Below are 16,767 nucleotides of genomic sequence, written 5' to 3' on the forward strand. Positions count from 1 at the left end.
CCAATATGACGCACGCATTTGACATAGTGGTGGTTGGCGCCGGCATGGTCGGCGCCGCCCTCGCCACCGGCCTGGGCCAACAAGGTTTCCGGATCGGTTTGATCGACCGCCTGGAAGCCCCGGCCTTTGACCCAGACGCAGCGCCCGACATTCGGGTGTCGGCGCTCAGTGCCGGCAGCCAACGCTATCTCGACAACCTGGATGCGTGGGACCAGATCGCCAGCATGCGCAGCACGCCCTACCGTCGACTCGCCGTCTGGGACGAAACCCGCCACCCGCTCAGCAAGTTGATGCCCCGCCAACTAACCCGCGTCGAATTTGACGCTGCCAGCCTGGGCGGCAGCCACTTGGGCCACATTGTCGAAAATTCGGTGACCCAGCGGGCGCTCTGGCAAACAGCGCAAGCGCAGGACAACGTCACTGCACTGACCGGATTGAGCGTAGTCGCGCTGGAGCAGGGCGACACCACCGTCACCTTGATTCTGGATGACGGCCAGCAGTTAGAGGCACAACTGGTCGTGGGGGCCGACGGCGCACAATCGAAAATCCGGGAACTGGCCGGTATTGGCATTAACCGCAATCAGTATGCGCAGCAGGCCATGGTGATGTCGGTGCGCTACCAGGGTCCGGTGGATGACATTACCTGGCAGGGTTTCTGCCCGAGCGGCCCCAGAGCCTTCCTGCCATTGCACAGCGCCGGAGCAGACCATCCGGGCGAAAGCTGGGCGTCACTGGTCTGGTACGATTCCCCCGAGGAACTGGCACGCCTCAAGGCGCTGCCAGGGGAGCAATTACTGCGGGACATCCAGGCGGCGTTTCCACCGGAACTGCCCCAGCTCACACACCTCGAGGCCAGAGCAAGTTTTCCCATTGCGCGCCAGCACGCCAAACGCTACTTTTCGGGCCGGGTGGTACTGGCCGGCGATGCCGCCCACACCATCAACCCCCTGGCGGGCCAGGGCGTGAATCTTGGTTTTCAGGATGCCCAGTGCCTGCAGGATATGCTCAAGGAAGCCCGCCGCGCCGACGCGGACCTGGCCGATCCGGCCTGGTTGCAGCAGTATGAAGCTCAGCGGCGTCCGGCCAACCGGCGGATGATGATGACCATGGACCTGTTCTATCATCTGTTCAGCAATCGCGTGCCACCGCTGCACCTGCTGCGCAACCTGGGTCTCGGCGCCGCCCGCGCCCTACCCTTCGCCCGCAATCAGGTGGCGCGCTATGCTATGGGCATTGATGAACGGTTACCGCCCGGGCTCAGCCAGCTGATCGACCGGGTTCCCGGCCTGCGTCAGCTCTGAGACCGGAAACACAGCACTATTCACGCTCACGAGCAAACCCAGCATCATTCAGGAGCCACCATGTCAGAAACGCTGTTTACCAAGATCATCAATCGGGAAATTCCGGCGGATATCGTCTACGAAGATGACATCAGCCTGGCGTTCCGGGACATCAACCCCCAGGCACCCGTGCACCTGCTGGTGATCCCTAAGAAAGCCATCGCCACCATCAACGACATCGGTGAAGACGACCGCGAACTGGTCGGCCACCTCTATTGGGTCGCTGGCAAACTGGCTAAAGAGATGGGGTTCGCCGAAGACGGCTATCGTACGGTGATGAACTGCGGAGAGAATTCAGGGCAGACGGTGTTTCACATCCATCTGCACCTGCTGGCTGGCAAACCCATGGGCTGGCCGCCCTACACCGACCGGATGAAGCAGGCGTAGTCAGAAATAACAGGGACTGGGTGGGGCTTAGCGCCCCACCACCCGCTCGGCTTCTTCGACCGAGGTGTGACGGACGTCCTCGCCCTTCACCATGAAGATCACGTTCTCAGCGATGTTGCAGGCGTGATCGCCAACCCGCTCCAACGCGCGCAGCACCCACATCACTGACATGCAGCGAGAGATGTTGCGAGTGTCTTCCATCATGAACGTCAGCAGAGTGCGGGCCGCAGCCTGATACTCTTCGTCCACCCGTTTGTCTTCTTTCATGATCCGCAGCGCCTGCTCGGAATCGAGACGGGCAAAAGCATCCAGCGCGTCGTTCAGCATGGTCAATACGTGGGAGCTGATGTGGCGCACTTCCACGTAGCCACGCGGGGCCTGACCTTCCTCTGACAGCTTGATGGCCAGTTTGGCGATCTTCTTGGCCTCGTCACCAACGCGCTCCAGGTCTGCCACCATCTTGATGACGGAAATCACCAGGCGCAGATCCCGCGCGGTCGGCTGGCGACGCGCGATGATCAGGGTGGCTTCCTCATCAATGGCCACTTCCATCTGGTCGACCCGCTTATCCTTGGCCCGAATCTCTTCGGCCAGGTGACCATCGCTGTCCATCAGAGCCTGAATGGCATTTTCGACCTGGGATTCGACCATTCCGCCCATTTTCAGGAACTCGGTTTTGAGCTCCATCAGTTCGTCATTGAACTTGTGGGAAATATGATCCCCGTAAACATCGTCCTTCTTTGTAGGCATACGCTTGTTCTCCAATGTTCCTCTGCGCCGGGATCAGCCGAAGCGACCGGTAATGTAGGATTCAGTCAGTTCGTGTTCCGGCGACGTAAATACTTTGTTGGTCTCGTTCACTTCCACCAGGTGCCCAAGGTGGAAGTAAGCCGTGCGATGGGAAACCCGGGCGGCCTGCTGCATGGAGTGAGTTACGATCACAATGGTGTAACTCTCGGACAGCTCGGCAATCAGTTCTTCAACTTTTGCAGTGGCGATCGGATCCAGCGCTGAGCAGGGCTCATCCATCAACACCACCTCCGGGTTCACGGCAATGGCGCGGGCAATGCACAAGCGCTGCTGCTGACCACCGGACATGCCGGTGGCATTAGCCTCCAGCCGATCCTTTACCTCTTCCCAAAGACCCGCCTTGCGCAGGCTGCTTTCGACGATTTCATCGAGGTCGGCCTTACGGTTGGCAAGGCCATGAATACGGGGGCCGTAGGCGACGTTGTCATAGATCGATTTCGGGAACGGATTGGGCTTCTGGAAAACCATGCCCACCCGGGCGCGCAGCTCCACCACGTCTCGTTTGGAGTCGTAGATATCCTGACCGTCCAGCTCCAAAGAGCCCTTGACCTTACAGATGTCGATACTGTCGTTCATCCGGTTCAGGCAACGCAGGAACGTGGATTTGCCGCAGCCTGACGGCCCGATAAACGCCATGACCTGGTTCCGGGCAATGTCCAGGCTAATCTTCTTGATGGCCCGGCTTTCACCATAGAACACTTCAACATCGCGCAAGGAGAACTTGGCGTTGTCTGCGAACGGCTTGCCGACGGTCTTGCCTTCCTCAATTACAGTATCAGCGGGCTGACTCTCTGCCACCGGTGCGACTGACTCATCCTCTGAGGGCACTTCATTGGCGATACTTTGGTTCATGCTATTCATCTCAATTCTCCTTACCACCGGCGTTCGAGGCGTTTGCGCAGCCAAATGGCCAATGCATTCATACTGATCAGGAAGGCCAACAGCACCATAATGGCGGCTGACGCGCGTTCAATGAAAGCCAATTCAGGGCTGCCGGCCCACAGGAACACCTGCACCGGCAAAACCGTTGCAGAGTCGAAAAATCCACCGGGCACGTCGACGATAAAGGCCACCATGCCAATGAGGAGTAGCGGCGCTGTTTCACCCAGGGCCTGGGCCATACCGATGATGGAACCGGTAAGCATGCCAGGCATGGCCAGCGGCAGCACGTGGTGCAGCACCACCTGCATTTTCGAGGCGCCAACGCCTTCCGCAGCTTCCCGGATGGAGGGTGGCACACTCTTGATCGCGGCCCGGCTGGAAATAATGATGGTGGGCAGGGTCATGAGTGTCAGAACCAGCCCGCCGACCACCGGCACCGAGCGCGGCATTCCGAACAGGTTAATAAACACCGCCAGACCGAGCAGACCGAAGATAATCGACGGTACCGCCGCCAGGTTGTTGATGTTCACCTCAATGAAATCGGTGAATTTGTTCTGGGGCGCAAACTCCTCCAGATAGATGGCCGCGGCAACACCAATCGGGAACGACAGGATCAGAGTGACAAACATCGTCAACAGGGAGCCGACAATGGCACCCAGGATGCCGGCCTTGGACGGATCCCGGGAATCACCACCGCTGAAAAAGGTGTCGTTGAACGAGGTGTCGATTGCGCCGCGCTCAAGCAAGGTCTCAACCCAGGCTTTCTGCTGGTCGTTGAGCTTGATTGAATAGGCGGCATCGCCGGCGTGCTTTACATACACGTCCACGTCGGTGTGGGACAAGAAGGTCATGGTCCGGGTAGTGTTCAGCCAGTCCGGATTGGCCTTCAGGTCGTCCCTCAGGGTCACCGAAGCGTACGGGTTGATCAGCCCGCGAACATCCTCACGATCCTCCTCGGTGGCGCCTGGAATCTCCTTGATCAGCGCCTGGACCAGCGGTTCGACAAAGTCTGCCATCTTGAGCTGGCGACTGTCGGTCGGATCGTCCAGGTACATCATGTCCCCATCCAGGTTCACCTCCATGGTGATGGTGGTTTTCATGAAGCCGGTGTAGCCCTTACCGATGATATCGGTAAACAGGATCACCAGCGCCGACAGGGCGACACCAATGGCGAGGATGCCGTAGGCGCGGAATCGACGCTCCTTGCGATACCGGCGTTTGAGCGACTGGCGGACAATCTCCGCCTGTGAACGTTGGTCAGTCATACTGTTCCCGATATTTACGCACGATTTTCAGGGCTATTACGTTGAGCAGCAGGGTGGACAGGAAGAGCATGGCGCCCAGTGCAAAGGCCGCCAGGGTCTTGGCACTGTCGAATTCCTGATCCCCGGTCAGCAGGGTCACAATCTGCACGGTCACGGTGGTAACGGTTTCAAGCGGGTTGGCGGTCAGGTTTGCGGCCAGGCCAGCGGCCATCACCACGATCATGGTTTCGCCAATCGCCCGGGACACCGCCAGCAGCACGCCGCCCATGATTCCCGGCAAGGCAGCCGGGAAGATGACCTTTTTCATGGTCTCGGACTGGGTCGCACCCAGGGCCAGCGAACCGTCACGAAGCGTTTGCGGCACCGCGTTGATCACGTCGTCCGACAGCGAAGATACAAAGGGAATGATCATGATGCCCATGACACCGCCGGCGGCCAGTGCACTCTGGGACGAGGCTTCAATGCCAAGGGAGGCGGCAAGATCGCTGATGAATGGCGCCACTGTCAGCGCGGCAAAAAAGCCGTAAACCACGGTCGGAATACCCGCCAGCATTTCCAGCAACGGTTTCACTACGCCGCGAACATTCTTGTTGGCATATTCCGACAGGTAAATAGCAGAGAGCAGACCAACCGGTACCGCCACCACCATGGCGATGGCTGAGATCAGCAGGGTACCGGTGAACAGCGGAATCATGCCAAAGGCGCCCTCGGCGGCCACCTGATCCGCTCGCAGGGCGGTCTGGGGGCTCCACTGGGAACCAAAGATAAACTCGGTGAACGGAACCTTGCCGAAGAACCGGAAGGTTTCGAAGGCCACCGAGAAAATAATGCCTACCGTGGTCAGAATAGCCAGGGCCGCACAGGCGAAGAACAGCCATTTCAGAATGGACTCAACCTGGGACCGGGCATTCAGCCGTGGCCGAATCCGCAACCAGCCCAGGAACCCGGCAAGCACCGAGACCGAAACGACAAGCGCCGACATCAGCAACCGGCTTTGCGCCCGGAGTGCCTCCAGGCGTTCCGCCGCTTCCGCGATCGGCGCTTCTACAAAGCCCGCTGGCAGGGCGCCACTGGCGACGTTGCTTATTTTACTGAGCAGCAGGCTGGCCTGGCCTTCAGTTTCGGGAATCAGCTCCGGCGGCAGGCCGCCAACAATAATGAGCTGAATCACCTTACCCTGAAAAGCAGCCCAACAGCCCAGCACGATCAGGGCGGGGATACCGCTCCACAGCGCGGCCCGCGCGCCATAATAGAACGGCAGGGATTTCAGATGCCGAATGCCGCCCAGTGGCGCAGCCAGTGACCGTGACCGGGCATATCCCAGACCATAAGCCACAACGGCGAACACAAGGGTGAGCAATAACAAATTAGCCGGTTGCATGAAAAATCCTGTCTACGACCTCAAGTAGGGGCCTAGTTTACAGATTGGAACAGCGCGTTACACCAGATGGTCATCCTGAACGTGCGAAAGGGTGCGGGCCCTTTTAGGACCCGCACCCTTGCTTAATCCCGATTCCTTCGGGTTACTTCAGTTCTTCCATCGCCAGGTTGGGCATATTCTCTGACTTGTCCATCAGGTTCATCAGCTGGTCCCGCGGCGGGACAATCAGACCGACGTCCTTCAGGTAGCCGTTCTGGCCCATGGCGGCGTTGCTGGTAAATTCGCTAACGTATTCCTCGATACCTGGAAGCACGCCAACGTGCGCCTTCTTCACATAGAAGAACAGGGAGCGAGCTACCGGATACTTGTCAGCCGCAATGTCTTCGGCGGTCGGAACCATGCCGTTCAAGGTGGCGGCCTGCAGACGATCTGCATTCTCTTCCAGGAAACTGTAACCAAACACACCGTACATGTCGGTATCACCGATCAGTTTTTGCACGATCAGGTTGTCGTTCTCACCAGCTTCAATGAAGGCGCCGTCTTCACGCACGCTTTCACAGATAGCTCCGTGCTCATCTTTGCCCAGGTTTGCCGCTTCCGGCAGTTCGTCGCATCCAGCAGCCAGTGCCAGCTCGTTAAACGAGTCACGGGTACCGGAGGTCGGCGGCGGGCCCATTACACGAATCGGCTTGTTCGGCAGGCTGGAATCAACATCGCTCCAGTTTTTGTTCGGGTTGGCTACCCACTTACCATCGACCGGCACCTTGGAACCCAGGGCCAGGAACAGCTGTTCCAGAGTGATGTCCAGATTCTCGGCATCTTTGGAGCTGGCGATAACAATACCGTCAGAACCAATACGGAATTCGGTGATGTCAGTCACGCCATTCTTCTGGCAAAGCTCATATTCGGAAGTCTTCATGCGACGCGAAGCGTTGGTAATGTCCGGGTGCTGGGTACCGATGCCCTGACAAAACAGCTTCATGCCGCCACCGGAACCGGTTGATTCCAGCTTCGGGGTTTTAAAATCAGTCTTGGTACCGAAGCGCTCTGCAACAACCGTCGCAAATGGATAAACAGTAGAAGAACCGACGATGCTGATGGTGTCACGAGCCATGGCAGGTGCGGACATCGCGGCTACAGAGCCAGCCAGTGCGAAAGTTGCGAGTGTTTTGTTCAGTTTAATCACGTTGAGTCTCCAAGATCGGTTGCACAATTTGTATGAATGAACTTTGCCGATGAGTGAAGAGTAATGAAGCTCTATGACAACTTTGTTACAGATACGGAAATATAGTTGGAAAAGTGCAAATCTGCTTGCAGCCCTAGCTAACGCCGCTAACATGCGGGATATAACAATTCGAGACTTAACACCAAGGCAGACTTTCATGACGGCTTTAGACGATGACAAACCCACCCCTCGCGGTGAGTTAACCCTCCAGATCGTACCCCTTCCCTCTGACACCAACCCCAACGGCGACGTGTTCGCGGGCTGGCTGGTCAAACAGATGGATATCGCTGCCGCCACAATGGCCGGCCGCATTTCCCAGGGCCGGAACGCGACCGTGGCGATGGACCGCATGGAATTTCTGTCACCGCTGCGCGTGGGCTCGCAGGTGGGCTGCTACTGTGACGTGGTGGAGATTGGCCGCAGCTCCATGAAGCTCCGGGTGGAAGTATGGACCCGGGACCGCACTGCCAAGCACCCGCGCAAGGTCACTGAGGGTATGTTCGTTTACGTGGCCATTGACGAGCACGGCCGCATCCGGGAAGTGCCTGAACAAAACCGCTGATCCGAGCTTAATCGTTACTCAGGCTCAGCCGGCCAGTTTCCGGGCGCGGCGCTCTGGCGCGGTCAGTGCGAGCAACCCGAAAACTGGCCCGGGTAGCAGTAGGCACACCACCCAAACGCCCTGGAATTCCCACAGCCAACTGGTCAGCCAGATCGCGGGCAGAGTCACGCCAAAGCCAATGGCGTTCATGACCGCCAGCGATGACCCCACGAAGGCTTGTGGCGCCCGAGCCGCTGCCAGCGCCGAGAACTGGGGCGAATCAGCCACCACCGCAACACCCCACACCATCAATAACAGTGCCAGCAGGGTTGGGGAAAATCCGGATAAAAACGGGTAAATCAGACAAACCAGCCCGGATGTAGCCAGTGCCGTCCGTGCCACCCATTCACTACCCCGTCGCCGACTCAACCAGCCACCGACAATACAGCCGGCCGCGCCCGAGGCGATGATGGCAAAGGCGAACCAGGGCACGAAATCATCTCCCATGCCCAAGCGCGCCAACTCGCGCCCGGCCAACAAGGGCACCAGCACCCAGAAGGCATAGAGTTCCCACATATGACCGACATACCCACCGACAGCCGCCCGAAACTTGGGTGCTCGCAGAGCAGCCAGGCCCTGCCTGAGGGGCACGCGCCCAGCGCCCTTGGGCAGATGGGGCCCTTCACCCAACAGAAGTACCAGGGCACCGCCGGCCAGCGCCAGGGCGGAGGCCCCGAATAACGGCCACTGCCAGGGCATACCCAAAGTGGCTCCGCGCATCAGATGCGGCAACGCGGTGCCAAGTGTGAGCATGCCCACCAGCCACGCCAGTGCCACACCGGCATGCTTTGGTGTCCATGCAATGACCATTTTCATGCCCAAAGGGTAAATACCCGCCAGACAAAGCCCGGTCGCAAATCGCAATAAAAGGTCTAGTGGAGGGTGCGAAGCCACCAAGATGAAGCCGCCATTGACCAATGCCCCGAGCAGGCTGGACACCGCAAAGATATGACTGGCCCCAAACCGGTCGGCCAGACCAGTGACCGCGAGCGTTAAAGTGCCGGCAATAAAGCCCGCCTGCACCGCCAGGGTCAACAACCCGAGATCGGTCTCACTGAGCCCCAGTTCTTGCGACAGCGACAGCCAGACACCATTCACACTGAACCAGAGCGAAGTTCCGAACAACTGGGCCAGCACAATCACGGCCAAGGGGTAACGACGAAGCAGTGCAATCATAGAGTCCGATCTTTAACATTGGCCGGCGAGCGCCAGCCTTTGGTCCTGGAAAACCCGACCATACCCTACTTTGCGTGCTGAGTGCTCGCGCCTGGCTCTTCCAGGCTCGCCGGGCTGGACTGTTCAGCCTCGGGGTGCCCTGCTACTATCCGTGCCTGCTTGTAACACCGCCCCAGCCAGACAACGGATTTGCCATATGGATGCTTTTCAGGCCCTCTTTCTCGGCCTTTTACAAGGACTGACCGAATTCCTGCCGATCTCCAGTTCCGCTCACCTGATCCTGACACCCGCATTTTTTGGCTGGACCGATCAGGGCGTGGGGTTTGATCTGTCGGTGCACTTGGGGACTCTGCTGGCGGTGGTGCTCTACTTCCGACACGATGTATTCGGCATAGCCCGGGATGGTTTGCTGTCGGTAACCCGACGCAAGCTGGTTGGTCAGGGTGCGCTGGCATTTTATCTAGTGATAGGCACCATCCCGGCCGGTTTGGCAGGATTGGCGTTGCTGGACATGATCGACAATGAATTACGGGCCGTGGAAGTGATCTTCACCACCACGCTGGTGTTTGGCCTGCTGCTGGGTATCGCCGACTGGCTTCCTAAACGACAGCGCACCCTGGATCAACTGAACTGGAAAGACGCCGTTGTGGTCGGCATCGCCCAGGCCATGGCGCTGGTACCCGGCACCTCCCGCTCGGGCGTCACCATCACCGCCGGCCTGTTCCTGGGCATGACCCGTCACACTGCCTCAAGGTTCTCCTTCCTGCTGGCCATACCCATTATCGTGCTGGCGTCGGCAGTTAAACTGCTGGAGGTGGCCACCTCGGATGTCATTGTCGACTGGAGCGGCTTCCTGCTTGGCGGCGTGACGTCCTTTATCATGGCCATCACCGCCATCCATTTCTTCCTGAAGTGGCTGAACACCGTGGGCATGTGGCCCTATGTGATCTATCGAATTGTTCTGGCGGGTGTGATTTACGCGGTCTTGATGTGAGGTCTTGAGCCCGACCTTGGGGAAGCAGGCATCGGGTAAAGCTTCCCAAAACCCGCTCAAGCACGTCCATGTGACGCTTGAGCTCCGCCATCCATGGCTCCGCACAGTTTTGGGAAGCTTTACCCGACGCCTGCGCGATCTCCGAATAGCCCGAAACTAGCAGGCTTCCAAAGGCGCATACGCCAGCACCAACCACTTGGCACCGTCGTCAAAGTTCACCTGCACCCGGGTATGGTGCCCGCTTCCTTCCGAATTCATCACCACACCCTCGCCAAACTTCGGGTGCCGCACCCGCTGGCCCAGACTGAATCCGGACTGCTGGGCGGAATCCTGGCTGAACATGCTTTGGTTCGGGCGTTCCAGCATCGCCGGGCGCGTAACCGTATTGCGCAACCGGACTTCCTGCAGACAATCGCCAGGGATTTCTCGCACGAATCGGGACAGCGCGTTGAACTTCTCCTGGCCGTACAAGCGGCGGGATTCCGCGTAAGTGAGCACCAGCTTTTGCATGGCCCGGGTGATACCGACATAGGCCAAGCGGCGCTCTTCTTCCATGCGTCCCGGCTCTTCCAGCGACATGCCATGGGGAAACAGGCCCTCCTCAACGCCAGCCAGGAACACCATCGGAAATTCCAGGCCCTTGGCGGAGTGCAGCGTCATCAGCTGAACACTGTCCTCATGGTCTTCGGCCTGGGCCTCACCCGCATCCAGGGCGGCTTGGGCAATAAACTCGGCCATTGGGTCGACACCGTCTTCTACCTCGTAATCTGACAGCGCGTTGACCAGTTCTTCCAGGTTCTCCACCCGGGCCTGACCTTTCTCGCCCTTCTCGCTGGCGTGGTAATTCTTCAGGCCGCTATCTTCAATGGTCTGCTTCATCAGGCCATGCAGGCTGGCATCGCCCACCATGCCGGACAGACCTTCAATGATCGCGATGAAAGACTGCAAACCGGTTTTGGCACGGCCTTTAACCTGCCCGGCTTCGAGTAGGCGTTCCGCTGACTCCCAGAGCGAAATGCTCTGTTCAGTCGCGTATTCTCGCAGCTCGGCCAGGCTCTTGGCACCAATGCCCCGGGGAGGCAGGTTCACCACCCGCTCAAATGCGGCATCATCACGGCGATACTGCACTAGGCGCAGGTAGGCCAGCGCGTTACGGATTTCCTGGCGGTCGTAGAACCGGAGGCCACCGTATACCCGGTACGGAATACCCTGGCGCATCAGCGCTTCTTCCAGCACACGTGACTGGGCGTTGGAGCGATAGAGAATGGCCGACTCGCTGCGCAGGTTGCCGTCCTGGACCCAGGCCGAGATGCTATCGGCAATGTAGTTAGCTTCATCCTGCTCGTTGAAAGCGGCATACAGGCTGATGGGCTCGCCGTCCGGGCCGTCGGTCCACAATTCCTTGCCCAGCCGGCCCTGGTTGTTGGCGATCACCGCGTTGGCCGCCTTCAGGATCATCTGTGTGGATCGGTAATTCTGCTCCAGCCGCACCAAACGGGCATTGGGGAAATCGCGCTGGTACTGCTGGATGTTCTCAACCTTGGCGCCGCGCCAGCCATAGATGGACTGATCGTCATCGCCAACGACCGTCAGCGGAACCTGTTGGCTAGCCAGCACCTGCAGCCAGGCGTACTGGATGGTGTTGGTGTCCTGGAACTCGTCCACCAGAATATGCTGGAACCGCTTCTGGTAATGGGTGAGTAATTCCGGCCGGTGCAGCCAGAGTTCGTGGGAGCGCAGCAGCAGTTCCCCAAAATCCACCAGGCCGCCCTGCTGGCACAGGGTTTCGTACTGGCGATAGATCTTCAGCATCGTTGAGGTGAAGTGATCGCCCGGATTTTCCTGGATGTGATCCGCCCGCAAGCCTTCATCTTTCTGGCTGTTGATAAACCATTGCGCCTGCTTGGGCGGCCACTTGCTCTCATCAATCTGGTTTTCCCGCATTACCCGCTTGACCATCCGCAGCTGGTCGTCACTGTCCAACACCTGGAAGTTCTCCGGCAATCCTGCGTCCTGCCAGTGCGAACGCAGCAATCGGTGAGCAATGCCGTGGAAGGTGCCAAACCAGAGGCCGCGAGCCGGAATGTCCATCATCTGTTCGATGCGGTAACGCATTTCCTTGGAAGCCTTGTTGGTAAAGGTCACCGCCAGGATGCCCGTCGGCGGGACCCGGTCCACCGTCATCAACCACGCAATTCGATGCACCAGCACCCGGGTCTTGCCACTGCCGGCACCGGCCAGCACCAGCAAGTGATCATTCTGGGCGGTGACGGCCTCGCGCTGGGCATCATTGAGAGGGTCGATTATGTGAGAGACATCCATAGGAAAACGTTCGCTACTGGTTAAATAAACAGGAGTGGAAGTATAACAGGAGAAAAAAGGGATTTCCGCGGGCCTGGGTTGGCCCTCTTAGTTCCGGGGAATCGCACAAGAGCGGGGCGCCTTTCAGGACACGCTACAAGCACATCCATGTGCGCTTGGGTGGGGCCATCCATGGCCCCGCACAGTCCTGAAAGGCGCCCCGCCCTCGTGCTGTTCTACTTCGGAGGCAGCTCTTTAATTAAAAACCGCGCGGTACCGTCTGCGCTTCGACAAACTCAAACAGACCTTCCAGACCACCTTCGCGACCAGTGCCTGAGGCCTTCATACCGCCAAATGGCGCTTCCGGCGTAGGCCCGGTTCCGGTATTCCAGCCGCAGTGGCCAAAACGCAGGCCGGCAGCCACGCGCTGGGCGCGATCGGCGTCACCGGTGAACACGTAAGAGGCCAGACCGAACTCGGTGTCGTTACCGGCCTCAATAACTTCCTCTTCCGTGCGGAACAGTGCCATCGGCACCAGCGGCCCAAAGGTTTCCTCGCGGTAACAGCACATATCCCGGGTGACGTCGGTAATGACCGTCGGCGGGAAGAACAGGCCATCACCCAGATCGCCCGGCTGCTTGCCGGCCACCAGGCTGGCGCCCTGCTCGAGCGCGTCTTCCAGGTGCCGCTTCACTTTGTCGAAACCGGCCTTGTTGATCAGCGGGCCAAGATCTACATCACCGTTGATGCCATCACCCACGGTCATCTTGTTAACGCGCTCGGCGAGTTTTTCACCGAAGGCGTCAGCCACCTTTTCATGCACAAAGATACGGTTAGCGCAGACACAGGTCTGGCCACCACCGCGGAACTTGTTGGCAATCAGGTTATCGGCGGCGGCATCCAGGTCAGCGTCGTCGAAGACGATGAACGGCGCGTTACCGCCCAGTTCCAGCGCAAGTTTCTTGACCTGCTCGGCGGTGTCGACGATCAGTTTCCGGCCAACTTCGGTGGAACCGGTGAAGCTCAACATCGGCACATCCGGACTCTCACACAGCACCTTGCCGATCACGCTGGCCTTGCCCATCACCAGGTTGACCATGCCATCAGGCATGTCGGTGTGCTGGTCCATCAAGGAGAACAGGGCAATCATAGTCAGCGGGGTCTCGCTGGCCGGCTTGATCACCGACGGGCAACCGGCCGCCAGTGCGGCTGACAGTTTCTTCGCGATCATGCCGATCGGGAAGTTCCACGGAGTAATCAGTCCGGTCACACCCACTGGGCGGTAGTGAACCGTCCAGGTGCAGTCTTTCGGCTTTTCCGGAATGGTGTGGGCGTCCAGCGCCTGAATGTGCTTGGAGCAGTAATCAAAGAATCCCGCTGCGTAATCCACTTCACCCTGGGCTTCGTGCAACGGCTTGCCGTGTTCCATGCACAGAATCCGGCCGACCTCTTCCTTGTTCGCCTTCAGCGCATCCCGGATGTCTTCCAGCCACTTGCGGCGGGTTTCGATGGAGTAGGGGCTGGTCAGGCGCAAAGCCGACTTGCCGGCAGCAACGGCATCTTCCACCTCGGACTCGGACATGGAGGCAACTTTTGCGATCACATCGCCCGTCGCCGGGTTGTAAACATCAAAGGTGTTGCCCTGAGCATTATCTGTCCAGCGACCGCCGATATAGCCATTGAGCTTTTCCAGCAGTGGTGACTCGATCATCTTGGCTCCTCTCCTGTCAGTAGCCATATCCCCTGCGGGACACAGTTGCGTAGGTTCAATATGTCTTCCATAGTGGATGCTGAATCACTGGCTGTAAAGTCGATGGCCGGGCTTTTGATCGCGCCCTGACGCACCCATGCTCAGGGGCTTGTAGAACCAAGGAGATCGGATAATGAAAGCGTTTTTCCATCCCGCTCAGGATCAGCATATTCCGCAGACCTACTTTACTCGCGGGCAGATGCGTCAGCCTCAGGAAGTGCCCGATCGCACCGGCCAGATGCTGGAAGGCCTGAAAGAGATGGGGATTCCGGTTCTGCAGCCGGCCGATCAGGGTGCTGGCCCGATCTCCAAGGTGCACGACCTCGGCTACCTGCGCTTTCTGGAATCGGCACACCGGCGCTGGATGAAGATGGATGACTGGGGAGAGGAAGTGATCTCCAACATCTTTGTGCGGTCACCGAACCACCTGACCGGCATTTTGGCCGAAGCCGCCCGCTACCAGGCCGACGGCAGCTGCCCGATTGGCGCCAACACCTGGCACGCCGCCTACTGGTCCGCGCAAACCGCACTCGGCGCCGCTGACGCCCTGATTGCCGGAGAGCGCACCGCCTACGCGGTATGTCGCCCGCCGGGACACCACGCCCGTAAGGACGCCGCCGGCGGCTTCTGCTATCTGAACAATGCCGCCATTGCCGCTGAGCACCTGAAGCCCCGGTTCCCGCGCATCGCCATCCTCGATACGGACATGCACCACGGCCAGGGTATCCAGGAGATTTTCTATGATCGCAGTGACGTGCTGTACATCTCGATCCACGGCGATCCGACCAATTTCTACCCGGTGGTGACCGGCTTTGAAAACGAACGGGGTGAAGGCGACGGCTTCGGTTACAACATCAACATGCCCATGCCTCACGGCGCTTCGGAAGACGATTTCTTCGACAAACTGGACGAGTCACTGGCGGCGCTCAAGCTGTACCAGCCCGACGTGCTGGTGCTCGCTCTGGGCTTCGATATCTACCAGAACGACCCGCAAGCGAAAGTTTCGGTTACGTCAGAAGGCTTTTGCCGGCTCAGCACCCACATCCGCCAGCTGGGATTACCAACGCTGGTGGTGCAGGAAGGCGGCTATGACCTGGAAACGCTGAACGAAAACGTCCAGCAGTTCTTCAAGGGCCTGGCCGGCTAACCGTACCAGGCTGAGGGAGGGAGCTCAGCTTCAAGTGCTGAGTTAAGACCTCAGGAGGCGGGCGCGTACACTTTGATGTTGGCGTGCCCTTCAGCCTTCAGATGGCCGGCGTGCATCCGGCTCATGGCTCCGCGATCGCAGTACAACAGGTACTGGCGGTCGCCGGGCAATTCCGCAATCTTCTGATTCAGTTCGTAAAACGGAATCTGCATGACCTCGTTATTGGTCAGCTTCAGCGGTGACTGCTCGCCCTCGAATGGGTGACGGACGTCGATGATCACATCCTCCACGCCCGGCGTTTCCACCAGCTCGACATCTTCTGGCGTGGTGGTGGTATCCAGCAGGCGGCTGATGGCCGTTTCTTCACGGGCCTCGACCGCACTGGCCAGAACCGCCGCGTCCATCTCTTCCTCATCTGCTTCGACTTTGTGCAACTTGGCGCGAGTCGCCGGCTTCTGGGAGATGACCCCACAGTACTCTGGCATGTTGCGAGCGAATGACTCGGTACCAATCTCGCGGGCAATGTTGATGATGGCCTCCTTGTCCATGGATACTAACGGGCGCAGCACCACCTCATCACTGGCACGATCCACCACGTTGAGGTTACTCAGGGTCTGACTCGACACCTGGGCCACCGCATCCCCGGTCACCAGGCCGATGGCGTTGTTCTTTTTCGCAATCTCAGCGGCCGCCTTCAGCATCTGGCGCTTCAGCACGACACCCCAATGGCGGTGATTGACCGAACGCATGATTTCCGCAATCACGCCATCAAAGGGCACCGAAATAAACTTGGCACTGTGGGACGCGCCATACTGCTCCCACAGGTAGTGCACCACCTGGCGTACACCCACCTCGTGGGCAGTACCGCCGAGATTGAAGAACAGAAAGTGACTGCGAAGGCCTCGACGCATCATCAGGTAGGCGGCTACCGAGGAGTCGTAACCGCCGGAAATCAACGTCATCACAGTTTCAACGCTGCCCAGGGGATAGCCGCCGAGCCCACGGTGTTTCCGGTGGGCGATGTGAAAGTGGTCATCCTGCACCTCGATCCGCACTTCCACGTCGGGCGATTTCAGGTTCACACCTGCGGCCTCGGAGGCCTGCATCAGGGCCGAGCCGACAATTTGCTCCAATTCATTAGAGCGGAATTTGTGCTCACCGTGCCGACGAACCCGAACCCCAAAAGTCTGCCCTTTCAACCGTTCAGCAAAGGCCTCTACCGCCTTTTCGGCGATGTCATCGAGATCCACAAACGGGAACACGCCGACTTCCTGGATGGTAGAGATACCAGGGATGCGCAGCACTGCGTCCAATACCAACCCGGACAACCCGCGATCATCGGGAACCTCTACCGTTACACGATCCCAAGTACCCTGGACAACAATGGTGCTATCCAACTGAACCAGTAGCTTTCGGATGTTCTGCCGCAGGTGCCGCATCTGCTGTCGGCGGACCGGCTTGCTCTTGATGGCGACTTCGGGGGCGGGACGAATAAGTAATTTCATAAT

Annotated in this window: 14 protein-coding genes; 5 read left to right on the forward strand and 9 right to left on the reverse strand. The window is 58.9% G+C overall.

What is annotated here, in order from left to right:
- Nucleotides 1-5 precede the first annotated feature (5 nt).
- Nucleotides 6-1,301: an FAD-dependent monooxygenase gene (locus QUE89_RS16080; RefSeq protein WP_286221047.1), complete on the forward strand. Its 1,296-nt coding sequence runs from the start codon at nucleotides 6-8 to the stop codon at nucleotides 1,299-1,301.
- 60 nt (nucleotides 1,302-1,361) lie between these two features.
- Nucleotides 1,362-1,727 (forward strand): histidine triad nucleotide-binding protein, encoded by a 366-nt coding sequence (locus tag QUE89_RS16085; RefSeq protein ID WP_041340045.1) that lies wholly within the window; start codon nucleotides 1,362-1,364, stop codon nucleotides 1,725-1,727.
- A gap of 27 nt (nucleotides 1,728-1,754) precedes the next feature.
- Here QUE89_RS16085 and phoU read toward each other — a convergent pair whose 3' ends face one another.
- From phoU to QUE89_RS16110, 5 genes are all read right to left on the reverse strand, one after another.
- Nucleotides 1,755-2,477: a phosphate signaling complex protein PhoU gene (gene phoU / locus QUE89_RS16090; protein ID WP_286221048.1), complete on the reverse strand. Its 723-nt coding sequence runs from the start codon at nucleotides 2,475-2,477 to the stop codon at nucleotides 1,755-1,757.
- 33 nt (nucleotides 2,478-2,510) lie between these two features.
- Entirely contained in the window at nucleotides 2,511-3,398 is an 888-nt protein-coding gene (gene pstB, locus QUE89_RS16095) for a phosphate ABC transporter ATP-binding protein PstB (RefSeq protein WP_286221049.1), read from the reverse strand.
- Between the two features lie 11 nt (nucleotides 3,399-3,409).
- Nucleotides 3,410-4,684: a phosphate ABC transporter permease PstA gene (pstA, locus tag QUE89_RS16100; protein ID WP_286221050.1), complete on the reverse strand. Its 1,275-nt coding sequence runs from the start codon at nucleotides 4,682-4,684 to the stop codon at nucleotides 3,410-3,412.
- Nucleotides 4,677-6,065 carry a phosphate ABC transporter permease subunit PstC gene (pstC, locus tag QUE89_RS16105; protein WP_286221051.1) on the reverse strand — a complete coding sequence of 463 codons (1,389 nt, stop codon included), beginning with the start codon at nucleotides 6,063-6,065 and terminating at the stop codon, nucleotides 4,677-4,679. Before pstC ends, pstA begins: the two co-directional genes overlap by 8 nt.
- Before the next feature lie 142 nt (nucleotides 6,066-6,207).
- Complete coding sequence (locus tag QUE89_RS16110) at nucleotides 6,208-7,251, reverse strand: substrate-binding domain-containing protein (RefSeq protein WP_286221052.1); 1,044 nt, start codon at nucleotides 7,249-7,251, stop codon at nucleotides 6,208-6,210.
- A gap of 196 nt (nucleotides 7,252-7,447) precedes the next feature.
- Here QUE89_RS16110 and QUE89_RS16115 point away from each other — a divergent pair, with 196 nt between their 5' ends.
- Nucleotides 7,448-7,852, forward strand: a complete 405-nt coding sequence (locus QUE89_RS16115) for an acyl-CoA thioesterase (protein ID WP_286221053.1) — start codon at nucleotides 7,448-7,450, stop codon at nucleotides 7,850-7,852.
- Nucleotides 7,853-7,876: 24 nt separating this feature from the next.
- On the opposite strand, the gene QUE89_RS16120 is transcribed toward QUE89_RS16115, so the two are convergent.
- On the reverse strand, nucleotides 7,877-9,067 hold the full coding sequence (locus QUE89_RS16120; protein WP_286221054.1) for an MFS transporter: 1,191 nt from the start codon (nucleotides 9,065-9,067) through the stop codon (nucleotides 7,877-7,879).
- Nucleotides 9,068-9,263: 196 nt separating this feature from the next.
- Between QUE89_RS16120 and QUE89_RS16125 the strand changes: the two genes are divergently transcribed.
- Nucleotides 9,264-10,061: an undecaprenyl-diphosphate phosphatase gene (locus QUE89_RS16125; RefSeq protein WP_203299412.1), complete on the forward strand. Its 798-nt coding sequence runs from the start codon at nucleotides 9,264-9,266 to the stop codon at nucleotides 10,059-10,061.
- Nucleotides 10,062-10,217: 156 nt separating this feature from the next.
- On the opposite strand, the gene uvrD is transcribed toward QUE89_RS16125, so the two are convergent.
- Nucleotides 10,218-12,383, reverse strand: coding sequence for a DNA helicase II (gene uvrD / locus QUE89_RS16130; protein ID WP_286221055.1), 2,166 nt, complete (start codon nucleotides 12,381-12,383; stop codon nucleotides 10,218-10,220).
- A 238-nt stretch (nucleotides 12,384-12,621) separates the two neighbouring features.
- Nucleotides 12,622-14,073 (reverse strand): NAD-dependent succinate-semialdehyde dehydrogenase, encoded by a 1,452-nt coding sequence (locus tag QUE89_RS16135; RefSeq protein ID WP_286221056.1) that lies wholly within the window; start codon nucleotides 14,071-14,073, stop codon nucleotides 12,622-12,624.
- Nucleotides 14,074-14,245: 172 nt separating this feature from the next.
- Here QUE89_RS16135 and QUE89_RS16140 point away from each other — a divergent pair, with 172 nt between their 5' ends.
- A complete protein-coding gene (locus QUE89_RS16140) occupies nucleotides 14,246-15,259 on the forward strand; it encodes a histone deacetylase family protein (protein WP_286221057.1) in 1,014 nt (337 codons plus the stop codon).
- 50 nt (nucleotides 15,260-15,309) lie between these two features.
- On the opposite strand, the gene thiI is transcribed toward QUE89_RS16140, so the two are convergent.
- Entirely contained in the window at nucleotides 15,310-16,764 is a 1,455-nt protein-coding gene (thiI, locus tag QUE89_RS16145; RefSeq protein WP_286221058.1) for a tRNA uracil 4-sulfurtransferase ThiI, read from the reverse strand.
- Nucleotides 16,765-16,767 lie beyond the last annotated feature (3 nt).

Source organism: Marinobacter sp. LA51 (assembly GCF_030297175.1).
Taxonomy (GTDB): domain Bacteria; phylum Pseudomonadota; class Gammaproteobacteria; order Pseudomonadales; family Oleiphilaceae; genus Marinobacter; species Marinobacter apostichopi.